General features: G+C 56.6%; 8 protein-coding genes. 5 read left to right on the top strand and 3 right to left on the bottom strand.

The window, feature by feature from the left end:
- Positions 1-55: 55 nt before the first annotated feature.
- Positions 56-1,510 (bottom strand): hypothetical protein, encoded by a 1,455-nt coding sequence (locus AC13DD_RS01870; protein WP_482930768.1) that lies wholly within the window; start codon positions 1,508-1,510, stop codon positions 56-58.
- A gap of 144 nt (positions 1,511-1,654) precedes the next feature.
- Here AC13DD_RS01870 and AC13DD_RS01875 point away from each other — a divergent pair, with 144 nt between their 5' ends.
- The 5 genes from AC13DD_RS01875 (at position 1,655) to AC13DD_RS01895 (ending at position 9,389) form a co-directional block, all read left to right on the top strand.
- Positions 1,655-3,478, top strand: coding sequence for an ABC transporter ATP-binding protein (locus AC13DD_RS01875; protein ID WP_482930769.1), 1,824 nt, complete (start codon positions 1,655-1,657; stop codon positions 3,476-3,478).
- Between the two features lie 96 nt (positions 3,479-3,574).
- Positions 3,575-4,234: an SCO family protein gene (locus tag AC13DD_RS01880; RefSeq protein ID WP_476158363.1), complete on the top strand. Its 660-nt coding sequence runs from the start codon at positions 3,575-3,577 to the stop codon at positions 4,232-4,234.
- Entirely contained in the window at positions 4,231-5,751 is a 1,521-nt protein-coding gene (locus tag AC13DD_RS01885; protein ID WP_482930770.1) for a methyl-accepting chemotaxis protein, read from the top strand. Before AC13DD_RS01880 ends, AC13DD_RS01885 begins: the two co-directional genes overlap by 4 nt.
- 260 nt (positions 5,752-6,011) lie before the next feature.
- Positions 6,012-8,771 carry an aconitate hydratase AcnA gene (gene acnA / locus AC13DD_RS01890; protein ID WP_008173037.1) on the top strand — a complete coding sequence of 920 codons (2,760 nt, stop codon included), beginning with the start codon at positions 6,012-6,014 and terminating at the stop codon, positions 8,769-8,771.
- Between the two features lie 78 nt (positions 8,772-8,849).
- Positions 8,850-9,389 (top strand): ferritin-like domain-containing protein, encoded by a 540-nt coding sequence (locus AC13DD_RS01895; RefSeq protein WP_008173036.1) that lies wholly within the window; start codon positions 8,850-8,852, stop codon positions 9,387-9,389.
- 123 nt (positions 9,390-9,512) lie between these two features.
- Here the strand turns inward: AC13DD_RS01895 and AC13DD_RS01900 are convergent, their stop codons facing one another.
- On the bottom strand, positions 9,513-12,350 hold the full coding sequence (locus AC13DD_RS01900; RefSeq protein ID WP_482930771.1) for a PAS domain S-box protein: 2,838 nt from the start codon (positions 12,348-12,350) through the stop codon (positions 9,513-9,515).
- Positions 12,316-14,064, bottom strand: a complete 1,749-nt coding sequence (locus AC13DD_RS01905; RefSeq protein ID WP_482930772.1) for an ATP-binding protein — start codon at positions 14,062-14,064, stop codon at positions 12,316-12,318. The genes AC13DD_RS01900 and AC13DD_RS01905 overlap by 35 nt, the downstream gene beginning before the upstream one ends.
- Between the last annotated feature and the right edge of the window lie 18 nt (positions 14,065-14,082).

Consider the following 14,082-nt stretch of genomic DNA (forward strand, 5'->3'; position numbering starts at 1 on the left):
AGCGTACACGGATGTATTTACAGCGTGTTTTGGGAAGCCGCCCCCATACGCTGCCTTACTCCTGAACCGAAAAAGACGCCTTGGGACCCTTCAATGGCTCTTTATTCTGCGCCTGCTCCAGATAAACCGTAATCTGCTCATGCAGCGGATGATTCACACATTTTTTCTGGATAAACGTCAGGAAGGCCGTTGCCTTTTCCCACTGGGACAAGCCGTTGGCCAGGGTCTGGGCGACCAGCAGATAGGCTGGGGCCAGCTGTTCGCTGTCCGGGAAGCGTTTGTGGAAATCCTGAAGCACTCGCAAGGCCGGTTTGAACTGGCCCCGGTGGTACAGGGCCCGGGCGCAGCGCACTGAAAGGTCCGGATCCTCCAGTTTGAAGCCGGGTTCTGCTTTCTGGATCGTATTCAGCACACCGGCGATGCCTTCGCCGTCGTTGCGGTCGGCCAGCCAGCCCAGGATTCGTGGATGGTAGCGGTAGAGTTCGTCGGTGTCCTGGCGGGCGGTGAGTAGCTGGTACAGCTGGCCGATCCTCAGGGCGTTATCCCGGTCCCGCTTCAAAGCTTCCCTCAACATGTTCTGCACCCGATCGTAGTTGCCGTCTTTCAGGTTCATATCGATATCGGCATCAAAGCGGGCGCTGCGGTCGCGCTGGTGGGTGTCCTGACCTGCGGTGTCATCCTGGATATCCGAGGCAAATCCCAGCTCTTCCTGGTACTGGAACAGCAGGTAGCCAAGCATGTGGAACAGGATCAGGGTGAAGGTACTGTTCAGGAAGCCGGCGAGGGGCTGGGCAACCCAGAACGGAAAATGATTCACCGCAAAGTCCTGGGCCGCGCCCGAGGCGAGGGTCAGCAGGATCAGGTAGCCGTACAGCAGGAAATAAGGGGTGCCAATTCGCGAGATCAGCACCGCTAGGTTCATCGGATTCACCGCAGCACCCACCGAGCGTTCCATGGCCAGAACCATGATGCTGGCCGGTAATGCCAGAATGACAAATGCCAGCGCCAGCAGCATCAGGATGGGGCCGCCGAGCATGGCAGCCGCGCCAACCAGCCCGCCCATCAGCACGAAGACCAGCAACTGCAGGATGACAATATCAAACCCGCTGCCGGTGAAGGCGACGGACACGGCGGGCGGTTTCAGGTGGCCTTCAGCGGTGTGGTTGATCACCGCATAGGTGTACTTGAAGAGCGCAAGCGCCAGCACCAGCCAGATCAGAATGCCGATCAGGTTGGCGGGGGCGACTACCGGCACCAGGGTACAGATGGCGATCACGATCAGCGGATCGGTATGGAACGGGTAGCGGAAGAACGCGCCGAGTCGCTGCCAGAACGGGACCACTTCGGTGGCGGCGCCCAGGTATCGCATGGCCTTGCTGCAGTGCGGACACAGGGCCCGACGCTGTCGGGTATCGGCGTCGGGCATGCAGCGGCTGCAGTAGTGAATCTGGCACTCCCCACAGTGCCATTTGGCAGGGTCGCCGGGGTGGTAGTGGCAATCGTGTTTCACAGGTGCTTGTGTCCTGGTCCATCAGAAAATCGATGGCTCATGATGACAGATGTCGGTTTTGATCGCAGCAAACCAGTTAACAGGTAGACTATTGTCAGTTCCCGGGCGTATCCAACCGGGCACATCTGATTCTCCGGAGGTTGCTTGGAACACCCGCAAAACAGCGTAACCGGTATCGATACTCGAGAAACCCGGCAGCAGTACACCTGGCGGGACATCTTTGGGCTTGCGCTCAAGCACAAGCCAAGACTGGTGCGTGCCAATCTGCTGGCTATCATGGCCACCGTGATGAGTGTGCCGGTGCCACTGCTGCTGCCGGTTCTGGTGGACGAAGTGCTGCTGGACGAGCCTGGCCCGGTGTTACCGGTAATGGATTCCTTCCTGCCGGGGAGCTGGGAAACACCGGTGGTCTATATCGGCCTGATGGTTGTGGTGGCATTTCTGCTTCGTGTGGCGGCACTGTCGTTCAACGTTTTGCAGTCCCGGGAATTTTCCAAGGTTTCCAAGGATGTGGTGTTCCGCATCCGGTCCCGCCTGCTCGGGCGTTTGCAACGGGTGGCCATGTCCGAGTACGAGACCCGCGGCTCCGGCGGGATCAGCAGTCATTTCATCACCGACCTGGATACCGTAGACCAGTTCCTGGGCACCACCATCAGCCGTTTCCTGGTGGCCAGTCTCACGGTATTCGGTACCGCCCTGGTACTGCTCTGGGTGCACTGGCAGCTGGCACTTCTGATTCTGCTGTTCAATCCTCTGGTCATCTTCGCCACGATTCTGATCGGCAAGCGGGTCAAGGAGCTCAAGCGGCGGGAGAACAGCGCTTACGAGGAGTTCCAGGGGGATCTGACGGAAACCCTGGATGCGATTCACCAGCTGCGGGCAGCTAATCGGGAAAAGCATTACCTGCGCCAGCTGATCGACCGCGCCCGCAACGTGCGGGACCACGCGATCCAGTTCGAATGGCGCAGCGATGCAGCCAGCCGGGCCAGTTTTGCCCTGTTCCAGTTCGGCGTCGACGCGTTCCGGGCCGCCGCGATGGTAACCGTGCTGTTCAGCGACCTGAGCATCGGCATGATGTTCGCCATTTTCGGCTACCTCTGGTTCATGCTGACGCCGGTTCAGGAAATGCTCAACATGCAGTACGCCTGGTTCGCCGCCAATGCGGCGCTCGGGCGTATCAACCGGTTAATGGATCTGAAAGAAGAGCCCCGCTATCCGGCGCTGGAGAACCCGTTCCGCGACCGTCATACCGTGGGGCTTACCCTGCGCAATATCCACTTCGCTTATGGCGAGGAGCAGGTGCTCCGGGGCATCAATCTGGAGTTGGCGCCCGGCGAAAAAGTGGCCCTGGTGGGCGCCAGCGGTGGCGGCAAGTCGACCCTTATTCAGGTCATCCTCGGCATGTACACACCGCAGCAGGGCGAGGTGCTGATTGATGGAGTGCCTGTTGAGCGCATTGGCTTGCCCTGCCTTCGTGAACATGTCGCGACCGTGCTTCAGCACCCGGCGCTGTTCAACGACACCGTTCGCCAGAACCTGACCCTTGGCCGGGACAAGCCCGATGCCGCGCTCTGGGATGCCCTGCGAATCGCCCAATTGGACGGCACGGTTGCGGCAATGCACGACCAGCTTGATACCGTTATCGGCCGACAGGGCGTGCGCCTGTCGGGCGGACAGCGTCAACGCCTGGCCATTGCCCGGATGATCCTGTCAGAGCCTTCAGTGGTGATCCTGGATGAAGCCACCTCGGCTCTGGATGCGGAAACAGAGTTTCAGCTCCATCGGGACCTCGAAGCTTTCCTCAAACAGCGCACCACGCTGATCATTGCCCATCGCCTCAGCGCCGTTAAACAGGCAGATCGTGCCTGTGTTTTCGAAGACGGTCGGATAATCGAGGAGGGGCATCACGATGAACTGATTGCCAGAGAAGGTCTCTACGCCCAGCTTTATGGCGATCGCCAGACGTAATCCTGTCCCTAAAGTTTACTTCTCATTACAACAAAAAAGATCTGTCGCTTTTTGCGTCCGTAAAAGATTGCAAATGCAAGTTCTAGGGGCTAAACGTTGCGTAATGCACCTATAGCCCGGTTTCAAACTTCTCTGCAAACTTGCGCCGATCTTTCACGGACAGGAAAAGTGAACAGGAAAACGACAAGTATTCTGCTTTTCGCCGCAGCTTTCCTTTTGGCACTTGCGCTCCCGGTGATGCCGTCGCTGCTCAACAACAGCGGGTTTTACGGGATGGCGATTGATGAGCCGGGGGAGAACCTGGATGGCTACCAGCCTCCGCAGAACGGGCTTTCCGTTATTTTCTTTGGTTATCGCCAGTGCGGAACCGTTTGCCCGGTTCAATTGGTCAATCTGATGGAGCTGAGCCAGCTTTTGGATGGGACTGAGATCGAGTTCCTGTTTGTCACCCTTGACCCGGAAAACGACACACCGGAAGTCCTTGACCAGACCATGGAGAGTCTTGGGCAGGCGTTCAAATACTACCGGCCGGAAACTCACCGGGCCGCTCAAAAACTTGCTTCAGCTTACAACGATTTTGCCGTTAAACAGGGTAGTTCCGAGGATGATCTCATTGCTCACAGCGCACATCTGCATGTAGTGACGGGAGAGTTCCGCAGAAGGCTGGTTTACACAACACCAGATCTGAATCTCAAGCTGGTTGAACAGGATCTTCGCCGCTTACTAAAAGACAAAAATAGCGAGAGTTCCACATGACGACCGCAGTAAACAGTCAGTCTTATGAAGTTGAAATCCGGGAGCGCACCGATCGCCAGATGTTGTTGATCCTTCTGGCTCATATTCCGGTGGTCGGCTTGCTGGTGCCGATGGGCTATGGCACCACCACGTTTGCTCTGATTGCGTCGTTGTTAGTGGGAGGTCTTGCAACTGCCGGTTTCTTTACGATGCGTGGAACAAGGGCCTTGTCGTCACTGTTCGCAATCTGCCTGATGCTCTTCTCAGCCATCATGATCCAGGCGCAGTTGGGTCGCATTGAAATGCATTTCCACATCTTTGCCGCCCTGGCTCTGGTGATCATTTATCGGGACTGGCTGCCGGTGGTGGTCGCGGCAGGTACCATCGCTGTTCATCATTTGGCGTTGACGGGCCTGCAGCTGAGCGGTGCGTCCTTTGGCAACATGGCATTGATGATCTTCAACTATGACTGCAGCTGGTCGATCGCATTTCTGCACGCAGCTTTCGTGGTTTTCGAGGCGGCGATTCTGGTGTTCTTCGCAATCCGAATGGGCGAGGAGCAAAAGCAGTCGATCAGGATTATCGAGATTATTCGGGGCTTCGACAGCAACAACGATCTGACAGCCCGTCTTGATGAGGCAGACAAGAGCGTCACGGCCAGTTCCTTCAATAATATGCTTGAGCGGTTCGTTGAGTTGATTGCCAGACTCAGGGAACTGTCAGAGCAGCTGCGCTCAAACGCTAATGAAATGACCAGCGTTAGCGATACCACGACGCAGATCACCAGTGAGCAGCAGGTCCAGACCGATCAGGCGGCAACAGCTACCAACGAGATGTCAGCCAGCATCCAGGAGGTGGCCAGCAACGCCCAGTTGGCTTCTGATGCGGCTGGTAACGCATCGGCTGCGGCAAGCCGGGGTGGCGAGGCCATGACCAATGCCTCAAAGCTGACCGAGGCCACTGACGAGGCGCTTGAGAGCAGCGCCAGTCGGGTCGATGAACTGAGCGAAAAGATTGAATCCATCGCTTCTGTTGTCGGTTCCATCAACGCCATTTCCGAGCAGACCAATCTGCTGGCCCTGAACGCCGCCATCGAAGCCGCGAGGGCCGGAGACCATGGCCGTGGATTTTCAGTGGTAGCGGATGAAGTAAGGGCGCTTTCCCTTCGCACCCAGGAGTTTACCGATCAGATTCGGACGACAGTGGGCGAATTGAGTGAAATCTCCGAAGCCACCAAGGCATCCATGGAAATGGGGCGTACACGCTCTTCCGAATCCACCCGGGCAATGCGGGAAACCGGCGAGGCAATCCGTGAGGTTGAAGCAGCCATCGGCGAGGTTTCGCGAATGAATTACCAGATCGCATCGGCCTCGGAAGAGCAGGCAGCCACGTCGCTTCAGATCAATGAGAACATCCATTCCATCGCCAACCGGAACAACGATGTGGTATCCGAGGCGGAGCGGGTCAGAACCATGGCTTCAGACCTTGAGGCGGTCACCGAAAAACTGAATGAACTGGTGAAGCTGTATCGCATCTAAACCTTCCAGGAACTGATGTCGGAGAGTCGTCCGGCTCTCCGACGTTGGTCTGATATTCACCGCGCTGATGCCGAACATTCACCGGCCCGCGGTTGAACTCTCGTTAATTGCTGCAATAGTTAAAGGTGACTTCATGCTGTGGAGTCCTTTCATCAGGCTATTGCCCGGTATGGGATTGCTTTCCCGGTCGATGCGTTGCTGAAAGGGCTTCGAAAGAGCCTTCCGGACTACGCGGATAACGACGAAAAAGGAGGCACCACATGTCGAACGAAAGTCTCAGTAAAGACAGTCTGAATACCCTTTCCAGCCTGGATGCTGGCGGTAAAACCTTTCATTACTACAGCCTGCCCAAGGCTGCGGACACCCTCGGCGACCTGAATCGCCTGCCGTTTTCGCTCAAAGTGCTGATGGAAAACCTTCTGCGCAATGAGGATGGCACCACCGTGGACAGAAGCCACATTGATGCCATGGTGCAGTGGATGAAGGATCGCTGTTCCGACACTGAAATCCAGTTCCGGCCTGCCCGCGTGTTAATGCAGGATTTCACCGGCGTGCCCGGCGTCGTCGACCTGGCTGCCATGCGTGAGGCGGTCAAGGCAGCCGGTAAGGATCCGGCGATGATCAACCCGCTGTCGCCGGTGGACCTGGTGATCGACCACTCTGTGATGGTGGACAATTTTGGCGACGCCTCTGCGTTCAAGGACAACGTTACCATCGAGATGGAGCGCAACCAGGAACGTTACGAATTTCTGCGTTGGGGCCAGCAGGCCTTCGACAACTTCCGTGTGGTGCCGCCGGGCACGGGTATCTGCCACCAGGTGAACCTGGAGTACCTCGGCAAGACCGTCTGGCAGAAGGACCAGGACGGCAAGACCATCGCGTACCCGGACACCCTCGTGGGCACAGACTCCCATACCACTATGATCAACGGCCTGGGCATTCTTGGCTGGGGCGTTGGCGGCATCGAAGCGGAAGCCGCCATGCTGGGCCAGCCCGTCTCCATGCTGATTCCGGAAGTGGTGGGCTTCAAGGTCACCGGCAAGCTTCGTGAGGGCATCACCGCAACAGATCTGGTGCTCACCGTCACCGAAATGCTGCGCAAGAAAGGCGTGGTGGGCAAGTTCGTGGAGTTCTATGGCGACGGCCTGAAGGACATGCCGGTGGCAGACCGGGCCACCATCGCCAACATGGCCCCGGAATACGGCGCCACCTGCGGGTTCTTCCCGGTAGATGAGCAGACCATCAAATACATGCGCCTGACCGGCCGTGAGGAAGAACAGCTGGAGCTGGTGGAAGCCTACGCCAAGGCCCAGGGCTTGTGGCGTGAGCCCGGCCATGAGCCGGTGTACACCGACAACCTGGAACTCGACATGGGCGAAGTTGAGGCCAGCCTTGCCGGCCCCAAACGCCCGCAGGATCGTGTTGCCCTGAAAAACATGAAGTCGTCCTTTGAGCTTTTGATGGAAACCGCTGAAGGGCCGGCTGAGAACCGTGAGGCGAATCTTGAGTCTGAGGGCGGCCAGACTGCCGTAGGCGTCGATGACAGCTACGAGCACCATGCCAGCCAGCCCCTTGAGATGAATGGCGAGAAAAGCCGGCTCGATCCGGGCGCCGTGGTCATTGCGGCGATCACGTCCTGCACCAACACCTCAAATCCGAGCGTTATGATGGCCGCAGGCCTGATCGCCCAGAAAGCGGTCCAGAAGGGACTGAGTACCAAGCCCTGGGTCAAGACATCGCTGGCGCCGGGTTCCAAAGTCGTCACTGACTATCTGAAAGTGGGTGGCTTCCAGGACGATCTGGACAAACTCGGCTTCAACCTCGTCGGCTATGGCTGCACAACCTGCATCGGCAACTCCGGGCCTCTGCCGGACGCGGTAGAGAAAGCCATCAGTGATGGTGACCTGACCGTGGCCTCTGTGCTCTCCGGCAACCGGAACTTCGAAGGCCGGGTGCATCCGCTGGTGAAAACCAACTGGCTGGCATCGCCGCCTCTGGTGGTTGCCTATGCGCTGGCCGGCAACGTGCGCCTGGATCTCTCAAAAGATCCGTTGGGCAACGACAAGGATGGCAACCCGGTGTACCTGAAGGACCTCTGGCCGAGCCAGCAGGAGATCGCTGAAGCGGTGGAGAAAGTGAAGACCGATATGTTCCGTAAGGAATACGCGGAAGTCTTCGACGGCGACGCCACCTGGAAGTCCATCAAGGTGCCGGAAAGCAAGGTGTACGAGTGGTCTGATAAATCCACCTACATCCAGCATCCGCCGTTCTTCGAAGGGCTCAAGGAAGAACCGGACGCGATCGACGATATCAAGGATGCCAACATACTGGCACTGCTGGGCGATTCGGTGACTACCGACCACATCTCACCGGCCGGTTCCTTCAAGCCGGACACCCCTGCCGGACAATACCTGCAGGAGCACGGTGTTGAGCCCAAAGACTTCAACTCTTATGGCTCTCGCCGGGGTAACCACGAAGTCATGATGCGCGGCACCTTTGCCAATGTGCGCATCAGGAACGAAATGCTCGACGGCGTGGAAGGCGGTTACACCAAATTCGTGCCCACGGGCGAACAGATGGCGATTTACGATGCCGCCATGAAGTATCAGGAGAAAGGCACGCCGTTGGTGGTCATTGCCGGCAAGGAATACGGTACCGGCTCCAGCCGCGACTGGGCGGCCAAGGGTACCCGTCTGCTGGGTGTAAAAGCTGTGGTGGCTGAATCCTACGAGCGCATCCACCGCTCCAACCTGATCGGTATGGGCGTAATGCCACTTCAGTTCCCGGATGGCACGGACCGCAAGAGCCTCAAGCTCACCGGTGAGGAGACCATCAGCATCGAAGGCCTGTCGGGCGAGATCAAGCCGGGTCAGACCCTCAAGATGACGGTGAAGTACAAGGACGGATCCACGGAGACCTGCGAGCTGAAATCTCGCATCGATACCGCCAACGAGGCCGTCTACTTCAAGCATGGCGGCATCCTCCATTACGTGGTGCGGGAGATGTTGCGCACTGCCTGAGTGGACAGGGTGAAATGGCATAGCGGGCGGCCGCTATGCCGAATTCAAGAGATCAATGAGAGAAACGAGAGAGACATTATGACCGATCAACCGTTTCTGACCGACGTGAAAACCCTCAGAGAGCGGGCCCGTAAGCACATCGAAGAAGGGGCGCTTACCGAGGGCTACGGTGCCAACCGCGACAATGTCGTGAAAATCCTGAATGAGGCGCTGGCAACCGAAATTGTCTGCACCCTGCGTTACAAGAGCCATTACTTCCGTGCCGATGGCATCAACGCCAATGTCGCTGCCCAAGAGTTCCTGGAGCATGCAGACCAGGAACAGCAGCACGCCGATTGGCTGGCCGAACGTATCGTGCAGTTGGGTGGGAAACCGAACTTCTCGCCCGAAGGTCTTTTAACGAGGTCCCACGCCGAGTTCGTTGAGGGCGATACATTGCGGGAAATGGTAGTGGAAGATTTGGTGGCGGAGCGGATTGCCATCGACAGCTACCGCGAAATTGCCCGTTATCTGGGAGATCAGGACCCGACATCACGGCGGATTATCGAGGAAATCCTGGCTCAGGAAGAGGAGCACGCCGACGATATGGCGGGCTTACTTGAAGGTCTGGATAGCTAAGCCGCCTGACCGTAGACAGTAAAAGTGCTGCCTTTCAGGCAGCGCTTTTATTGCCGGTTTAGGCGACTGGCAAACTCAACCAGAAACAGGCGCCATGCCCTTCCTCTGAGTCAAACCCCACATCTATGCCTTCACTTGCTCCAACGGCAGTTCCAGCCAGAAAGTTGAGCCCCTTTCTTCCCGTGACTCGAATCCGACATCTCCTCCCATCTGGGTCATGATTTCTTTCGTGATCGCCAGACCGAGACCTGTTCCTCGTTTGCCACGGGTGTCGGAACTGTCTGCCTGAGCGAATTTCTGGAAAATTCTGCCTCGGAAGTCATCAGGAATGCCGGATCCCTGATCAGTAACGAGGATACGGACAAGACCATTTTCGATCCTGGTGCATACCAAAACCTCACCTTCAGGGGGTGAGAACTTGATGGCATTGGACAGCAAATTGAGAAATGCCTGGCCCAGACGCGATCGATCGATTTTCGCCATGCAGTTTGCGCTGCTGTCTTCGATCTGCACAGAAACGCCGCTGTCCAGGGCGTAGGTTTTGAGACGTTCTGCCGACTCCTCAATGACGGGGCCAAGTTCCTGTATACGCAGGTTCATGGTCATCTTGCCGGAAACAAGTTTTTCCATGTCTAACAGGTCGTCCACCAGTTGTTTCAGCTGCTCGGCATTACGATGGGCGATAGACACCATACGCTCAGCCTGTGAGGGAAGCGCGCCCAAAGTTCCGCTTTCGACCAGGCCAAGAGAACCCGATATGGAGGTCAGCGGCGTACGGAGTTCATGGCTTACCGTTGAGATGAACTCGCTTTTCATCCGGTCGACTTTTTTGCGCTCGGAAATATCTTCTATGAGGGTCCAGATCAGCGGTTGGCCAGAGGGGTTGCTGATTCTCATACCGCGGACGATGGCAGGATAGGTTGAACCATCCGCGCGCACGATCTCGACTTCATAAGGCCCGAAACGTCTTTCGCTCTGAAGTTCGGCGATGATTTGCTGTCGATGGTTTTCGAAGTCCGGGGGCAGAAGCTCAAAATAGTCCATTGCCATCAATTGGTCACGGCTGTATTGGGTAGGACTTAGCAGAGCCTCGTTCACGTCAAGAAACGCTCCTGATACATAGTCATTCAGCGCTATGCCAATGGGCGACAGTTCGTAGAGTCTCCGGAGCTGAACTTCGCTTTCCTGAAGGGCCAGTTCGGTTTGTTTTGCCTCATCAATGTCAGCAATATAACCTTGCCACATGGTGCTGCCGTCTGGCATCCGTTCCGGTGATGACTTGCCCTCTACCCAGCGCCAGCCGGATTTGCCATCTGTTACCCGGTAGTGACTGTGCCAGAGCGTCAAGGACTCCTCAGATCTCTCAATACTGGCTGCTACCTTGGGCAAATCATCGGGATGGATCTTGGTGAAGCAGATCGAGGCATCTTCATGTGCCTCCTCTGCTGTAACACCGTAGATGTCCGTGATGCCGGGACTTGTGTAGGGAAACGAAACACGGCCATCCGGCCACTGTTGATACTGATAGAGCATGCCCGGCGTCTGTTCTACCAGTTTGGTGAGCATCTGCACACTGAGCTGCCTCTCAATGAGGGCTCCAACCCAGCGTGCCAGGAGAGTCACGAACTTGATTTCAGTATCCGAGAAGTCCTGTTCCCTCGGTTCTGGCGAAGAAAAGTTGAGGGTTCCGTACAAACGGTCTTTGATGAAAATGGGCGCAGCCAGGTAGCTCTCAAGCCCGAACTTGTCGTAGCACCGGTGATCGCGATAGCTCGATCTGGCCATGTGTGCAATGGCCAGGCTTTCCCGCGAACCGAGGAGCATTGAACAATAGGTGTCTTTCAGTGGAAAGCTGGCATTCTGCTCCAGTCCGGCATCCTCGGGGGCGACGAACCACCGGATGGAATAAACGTTACTATGGATCTCGCTGACTATTCCGAGAGGCAGCTTCAGGTAGTCAGACCCGAGCCGAAGGGCTTTTTCGATGCGAATGTCATCATTGGTTTCGGTGTCCAGGGCCAGATCATTGAGAATGGCCAGCGCTTCGTTCTGATGCTGGATCTTGCTCAGGTTGCTCATTTCCTCTGTGATATCGGCGTGGGTGCCATACATCATCAGTGGTTCGCCGTTCAGGGTCCATTCAAATACCTGGCCGCGATCATGCACCCAAACCCAATGGCCGTTCTTATGCTTCATCCGACACCGGTAGTCGTACTCGGACAATTCACCGGCAAAATGAGCTTTTAGCAATCGCTCTGATTCAGGCAGATCATCCGGATGTGCGAAGGCTAACCATGTCTCGATACTGACAGGCTCCAGCTCATCAAGCGTGTAGCCGCAAATGTTGGCCCAGCGCTCGTTGAAAACGGTTTCCCCGGTTTGTACGTTCCACTCCCAGGTGCCAATTCTCGTACCTTCAATAATAGCCCGTGACCTTCGCTCGCTGTGTTTGAGTTCCCGGTAGAACTCGGTTGCCGCCTGCATGTTGATTTCGCGCTCGACACAGTCGGCCATTTCACGAAGAAGGGATTGGTCCTCCTTATCGAAGGAGCGCGGAGTCGCGTCAATCAGGCAGAGCGTCCCCAATCTGAAGCCTTCGCTGTTGTGGAGGGGGGCACCTGCGTAGAACCGTATATTCGGGGCCTCGGTAACCAGCGGATTATCGGCAAAGCGAGGATCCTCCATGGTGTCTTCGATGATCAGGATGCCCGAGTCGTGAATGGCGTGACCGCAGAAGGATACGTCGCGGGACGTTTCCGAAGCTGCGAGCCCCTGGCAGGACTTGAACCATTGCCGGTTTTTGTCCACCAGGCTAACCAGCGCAATGGGAACCCGGAATGCCTTGCGGGCCATACGGGTGTAACGATCAAACCGCTCTTCAGGCTCCGTATCGAGCAGGCCCGTACGTTCAAGCGCCGCCTGGCGCTCAGTCTCCTCGGGGGGGATTTCTGGCGCTTTCATTAACCTTATTCCTACTGACCATGTTTTGGGGTAGCTCAACCCAGAAATTGGCTCCGTTGTCGTAAAAATAGCCGACTTCACAGTTCATGAGCTTTGCCAACTCCCGGCAGATCGCGAGGCCAAGCCCCGTCCCGGCTTTGGACCTGGCGGAGCCAGAATCGGCCTGGGCGAATCGCTGGAACAACCTGGGCAGGAAGCTCTCCGGAACGCCTGGGCCTTCATCTGATACGGTAATTCGAACCATGCCAGATGAGGTTGATTCTGACGAGATCCTTACAGAGCCTCCTACGGGAGAAAACTTGATGGCATTGCTGATGAAATTATCCAATATTTGTCTAAGTCTGGTTGGATCAGCGGTGACGAATTTCTCTGTGCAATGTCCAAGCGTCAGAGGAATGCGGTAGTGGCTCGCCATGGCCCGATTTCCATCGCAGGCATCCCTTATAGCTGTTGCAGGATCAACTGTCTCCAGATCGATGGGCATCTGCCCTGCCATGGCTTTGTTGAAGTCCAGCAGGTCGGATATCAGCCGTTGCAACTGTTCGCTATTCCGAAAAGCAACGTCGACCATCGAGTCAGCTTTATCTGGCAGTTTCCCCGCTGCGCCTGAGCGCAGCAGTTTCAGTGCGCCGTTTATCGAGGTCAAAGGCGTGCGCAGCTCATGGCTTACGTTCGAGACAAAGTCGTCTTTCATGATGTCCAGCGCCTCGCGTTCCTTCATCAGCTTGTTAAAGGCGCGGGCTACGTTTCTGACCTCTGGCGGGCCTTTAAGAGACAATCGGTTTGCCGCAAAACCCTCCGTCGCCATTTCCCGTATCCTGAGCGACATTCTCTCCAATGGAAGCGTTGTTGCCCGGGCGAGTAGCCAAGCTATGGCTGCCAGTGCCAGAAGAGCCACGGCACTGGCAGCAAGGAACTTGTCGAAAGAGGCCCGTGCCGGTTGTGTTGCCTGTTGGTAGGGCACTGCTCTTAGAAACATCCAGCCCACGCGGTCAAGATGTTGCGTAGCGTAGATCCACTTTTTTCCAGAATGGTCGGAAACAACGCCTGAGGTCTGGCCGGACAATGCCGCATCAATAATCAGATCCTCGCCTGGTGGCGGCAGATCGGGCATCGGATTGGCGACGGAGAGCGTATCCACCTGCATGAAATGGCCGGTGTCGATGACCTTGAACAGGGCGCCAAAAGAGGCATCTTCCTGCTTCGGTATGATCCCGGCCTCGGCCAGGTTGATGATTCCTCCGGCGAAACCAAGTAAATCCCCATCGTCACTACTGATAGGGTAAAGAAAAGATAGGAGCAGAAGCCCGGTTGTCCTGCCAATAATTGGCCGGCTGATGACGGGTTCCCGGGTTTTGTAGGCCTCGCGAAAGTGCTGCCGGTCAGCGTAAGAGGTGCCTATACGATTGGGTACGTAAACGTTTTCGGCGATTGCCACGCTGTCTTCGTCGAAGACCAACAGGCCTGCCTCGAAGTACTCGGATAAAGCCGATTGCCGACCGAGCAGAGCTTCGATGCGATCTTTTGAGAGTCGGTTTTTACCATCCGTCAGAGTAGCGGCGAAAGCGCCCAGAGCCTGTATGCGCACCTGGAGATCCTGATCGACTCGATTGGCGATTGACTCGGCGTCCAGAAGCTGGCGCTGGGTGAGAACGTTTTCGAAATCCCGGATCAGCTCGTTGTAGGCTGTCGCTGAAAGAACGACGACAGTCAAAAAGCTACTCAAGACAGC

It is taken from the genome of Marinobacter sp. L-13, assembly GCF_056857715.1.

What these genes read in the sequence shown, in the direction of transcription:
- AC13DD_RS01885 (WP_482930770.1), top strand. Translation starts at nt 4,231, where the DNA reads ATGACGACCGCAGTAAACAGTCAGTCTTATGAAGTTGAAATCCGGGAG.
- AC13DD_RS01895 (WP_008173036.1), top strand. Translation starts at nt 8,850, where the DNA reads ATGACCGATCAACCGTTTCTGACCGACGTGAAAACCCTCAGAGAGCGG.
- AC13DD_RS01900 (WP_482930771.1), bottom strand. Translation starts at nt 12,350, where the DNA reads ATGAAAGCGCCAGAAATCCCCCCCGAGGAGACTGAGCGCCAGGCGGCG.
- acnA (WP_008173037.1), top strand. Translation starts at nt 6,012, where the DNA reads ATGTCGAACGAAAGTCTCAGTAAAGACAGTCTGAATACCCTTTCCAGC.